This window comes from Daeguia caeni (genome assembly GCF_042653845.1).
GTDB classification, from domain to species: domain Bacteria; phylum Pseudomonadota; class Alphaproteobacteria; order Rhizobiales; family Rhizobiaceae; genus Brucella; species Brucella caeni.
The window spans coordinates 1-3,228 of the sequence record NZ_JBHSEL010000083.1; the positions used below are offsets into that span (position 1 = coordinate 1).

Sequence of the window (3,228 nt, forward strand, 5' to 3'; positions counted from 1 at the left end):
CTCGTTGTGGAGCTATATAGAACCCCAACCATAAAACTGTCAACGACATTCCCGCGATTTTTATTATTTTCTTTTCCACAGGGAAAAGCTTGCCTGTTAACTGGATATAAAGCCTGACAGGCATCGATTCGTAAGCATCCATTTCAGCCAGAAACAGGCATTATATGCAGCTTTATATGGGTATTGATGGCGGTGGCAGCGGTTGTCGCGCAATTCTCGCCGATTCCAGCGGTACGATTCTGGGTATGGGAACTGCTGGGCCTGCCAATATTGGCGCGCATCCTCACGACGCATGTGCACACATAAAGTGTGCAGCATTGCAGACGTTGACCAATGCCGGGCTGGAAGCGGAGCTATTGTCCACGTTGAAAGTCACGCTTGGCCTTGCAGGAGCGAAATCCGTCCTGAATCTGCAAGAAATTGCAGATGTTCTCCCCTTCAAAGAATCACGCATCGTCTCTGATGCGATCACAGCCTTTCAGGGCGCACTTGGCCATGGCGATGGCGCAATCATCATTACCGGAACGGGTTCCGCCTTTGTGAAACGGATCGATTCTGATTATGAAATCATCGGCGGGCGCGGCTTCATGCTGAGTGATCATGCTGGTGGCGCACGTTTGGGACGTGAATTATTGGAAGAAACCCTGCTTGCCATGGACGGCCTTGCTCCCTTCACGTCACTGGCACAGCAGGTGGCGCATCACTTTGATCATGACATTCGGCAAATCATTACCTTCTCACGCAGCGCGCAGGCGGCCGATTATGCCCGATTCGCCCCACTCATTTTTCGACATGAATCAGAAGGCGATGCGCTGGCGCAGAAAATATTAAAGCGTGCCTGCGAGCATTTATGCCAAGGATTGCAGCGCATGGGTATCGAATCGCTTGGGCGCTTCAGCATGACCGGCGGTCTGGCCGCTTCCTATCTTGGCCTGCCCTATTTTCCCTGTCGCGACCATTATGTCACGCCGGCTGGCGACAGTCTTCAAGGCGCACTGGAACTTGCCCTTGCCATGTAGGCAATTGATCGTCCCATTACGATAAAAGTCTTGTCGCAGGCTTCATTCCTTCATACTTTCGTTGAAACGGCATCCAGCAGTGATGCCGATTTCAAAGGGTTGAGGTAGCCATGCTTACCAAGAAAGGCAAATACGGCCTCAAAGCCATGATCCATCTTGCGGGTATCCAGCAAGGCCAGCTCGTTTCAGCCAGTGAAATTGCAGAAAAACATAATATTCCTCGTAAATTCCTCGACAATATCTTCATGGAACTGCGCAATGCCGGCTTCGTGGTCAGCCGCAAAGGCAAAGGCGGTGGCTTTACCTTGGCGCGTCCGGCCGAGAAAATTCCTATCGGCAATATTATCCGCGCCCTCGATGGCGCACTGGCCCCGATCGCCTGTGCCAGCAAAACGGATTATCACCCCTGCGAAGACTGTATTGAGGATGATTGCCAGATACGGCTAATCATGCTGGATGTCCGGGAAGCCATTGCGAATGTCCTTGACAATCGCAGTCTGGCCGACAGCCATGCAATCGAAAAGCTGATCACCTGACCACTTGCTCTACCATGAATATGACAATGCCCAAGCCAGACTTGGTAGCGACCAATTCATAACGTTCCGTTGCAACAGGAAATGCTGGACACTCTTTCTAAACAGCAAAGCGGAGGTCTTGTCCCACCATCGGCGACATAGAGGCTGGACAAGTACGAATGCATGAAAAAGCCGCCCGTTACAGGCGGCTTTTGAAAATCATGGACGAGGTGGGGCCGGTGGCCTTCCTGGACCAGGGCCAAATACAGGACCAGGGCCGCCCGGACGTGGTGGCCTGAAGCCAGGATTTGGACCCGGCATGGGGCCAGGCTTGAAACCAGGACCCGGCGGCGGCGGCGGCGGTGGACGACGTGGCGGACGACGACCCCAGTCGCGATGATAATCATAATTGCTGATTGCCGTACCAATCAAAGCACCAGCAAGAAGTGGAATTCCAATCGCTACTGCGGAATCATTAAAGTTTCCGCCCCTGGCATAGCCTTGCCTGAAAGCTATGTAATTGGATGACGCCCAGCCACGACGACCGGCCCATGCAACATCGCACCAATTATAATTCGATGCGCATTGTATCACATCAATCGGCGCGCCATTCGGAATCGTGCCCAGCACATCAAAACTTGTGCCTGGCCCGGAACGGACATTCAGATTTGCCGTGGTGATTGCATTTGCCGCTTGAGCCGATGTGGCAGCCAACAGTGCAGTTGCTATGATAGCTGTTTTAACTGTTAACTTCAAAATTAATCCCCAATTCGCAAGCAATGCGTTTTACAGGCCGTTTATACATCATTTTTAGAATGTTGTACGGTATAAATTCGTCTATTGCAGAAATTTAATGTTCCGACGCAATTCCTTACGCCAATATTGCTGTTCAACGGAAAGTGCCACCAGATTGTTTCCGGCGGCACCATGATAAGAGAGCATCAGAAGCGTAATTTCAGCTCCATTTTCATGGAGTGATCACGGATCTTGCGATCCATGCGACCCTCATAGGACAGCCCCAAGGAAAGGTGATCGGCAACCGTATATTGGACACCGCCCTGTAACAGCAGGGCATTCTTCTCGACTGGCACACCCGATATCGTGAAGGCTTCACCGCCAGCAAAATGCAGGGTTGCACTTGGTCGTCCCTGTGAATTGGACTGCCAGGCAGCCATGGCGTGATAACTTATCCTGCTTTCATCAGAAAGCTTGAAGTTCTCATGTACGCGCAGGCCCAACAGGGTGCTCATGACATGCGCATGACCACTTTCCCCAATCAACGCGCTACGGGTTTGGCGTTCTTCAAAACCCATCAAATCTACCCGGGCGTATGAGACGCCGACAAATGGGGTGACATCCACAATCGATGAATTGAATGTGTAACCCAGTTCGGTAAAAGCCTGATGCGATATGCCCGTCAATGAAGCATCATCATGATCATTCAAGTCGATATATTTCACATTGCGGCTGGTGTAGATATCATGCAGGCTGCTGCTCAAGCCAAAACTCAGATGAAAATCATTCCAATATTTCGCGCTGTATAAGCCGAGCTGGTATGTCTCAAAATCAGCAAAGGCCCGCCCAGTGTTGGCAGATGCATTCATGTAACCGGTTGTCCGTCGTCGAATGATTTGAGACTATTTGTGTTTTTGAAGATTGGAGTTTCCGGCTCGGTTTGGGGTTTGATTTAAGCG

Annotated in this window: 3 protein-coding genes and 1 pseudogene; 2 read left to right on the forward strand and 2 right to left on the reverse strand. The window is 51.1% G+C overall.

The genetic code is table 11. The annotated features are described in order from the left end of the window. The first annotated feature begins 164 nt into the window (after positions 1-164). Together ACFO1V_RS09575 and ACFO1V_RS09580 are read left to right on the forward strand one after the other, a co-directional pair. On the forward strand, positions 165-1,019 hold the full coding sequence (locus tag ACFO1V_RS09575; protein WP_374834694.1) for a glucosamine kinase nucleotide-binding domain-containing protein: 855 nt from the start codon (positions 165-167) through the stop codon (positions 1,017-1,019). A 110-nt stretch (positions 1,020-1,129) separates the two neighbouring features. Continuing rightward, positions 1,130-1,555 carry an RrF2 family transcriptional regulator gene (locus ACFO1V_RS09580; protein ID WP_374834696.1) on the forward strand — a complete coding sequence of 142 codons (426 nt, stop codon included), beginning with the start codon at positions 1,130-1,132 and terminating at the stop codon, positions 1,553-1,555. 504 nt (positions 1,556-2,059) lie between these two features. On the opposite strand, the pseudogene ACFO1V_RS09585 reads toward ACFO1V_RS09580, so the two are convergent. After that, a pseudogene (locus tag ACFO1V_RS09585) lies at positions 2,060-2,314 on the reverse strand (SH3 domain-containing protein); the annotation flags it as partial. A gap of 161 nt (positions 2,315-2,475) precedes the next feature. Continuing rightward, on the reverse strand, positions 2,476-3,138 hold the full coding sequence (locus ACFO1V_RS09590) for an autotransporter outer membrane beta-barrel domain-containing protein (protein ID WP_374834698.1): 663 nt from the start codon (positions 3,136-3,138) through the stop codon (positions 2,476-2,478). Positions 3,139-3,228: the final 90 nt, after the last annotated feature.